Annotated in this window: 1 rRNA gene; it reads left to right on the top strand. The window is 51.6% G+C overall.

Annotated elements, in window-relative coordinates:
• A 23S ribosomal RNA gene (locus ACFQZJ_RS17150) occupies positions 1 to 731 on the top strand; the annotation flags it as partial.

Consider the following 731-nt stretch of genomic DNA (forward strand, 5'->3'; position numbering starts at 1 on the left):
ATGGGTGCTAAGGTCCATGTCCGAGAGGGAAAGAACCCAGATCACCGGCTAAGGTCCCAAAGTATATGCTAAGTTGATATAACGCGGTGGAACTGCATTGACAGCCAGGATGTTGGCTTGGAAGCAGCCATTCATTTAAAGAGTGCGTAACAGCTCACTGGTCGAGCGGTTCCGCATGGATAATAATCGGGCATAAGCATATCACCGAAGCCGTGGCCTCATATTTATATGAGGGGTAGGGGAGCATTGTAGTGCCGTTGAAGGTGTACCTGCGAGGGATGCTGGAGGAGCTACAAACGAAAATGTAGGCATAAGTAACGATAATGCGGGCGAGAAACCCGCACGCCGAAAGACCAAGGTTTCCCCAGCTATGCTAATCAGCTGGGGGTCAGTCGGGACCTAACGCGAACCCGAAAGGGGTAGTGGATGGACAACAGATTAATATTTCTGTACCTGCCCGCGCTAAAAGTGACGGAGGCGAGGAGTTGGTGCGTACAGACGGAATTGTACGTTGAAGGGAGCGGTAACGCCCCGATAGTACACCGAGGCTACGGCCAAGGTGATAATCCAGCATATCGACTTCCAAGAAAAGCGAGCGAGGCAGCCCGTACCGTAAACCGACACAGGTGGTTGGGATGAGTATTCTAAGGCGCTCGAGAGATTCATGGCTAAGGAACTAGGCAAAATAGACCCGTAACTTCGGGAGAAGGGTCGCCCTCAATTAATTGAGG

The organism is Maribacter chungangensis (assembly GCF_042676845.1).
Lineage (GTDB): Bacteria > Bacteroidota > Bacteroidia > Flavobacteriales > Flavobacteriaceae > Maribacter > Maribacter chungangensis.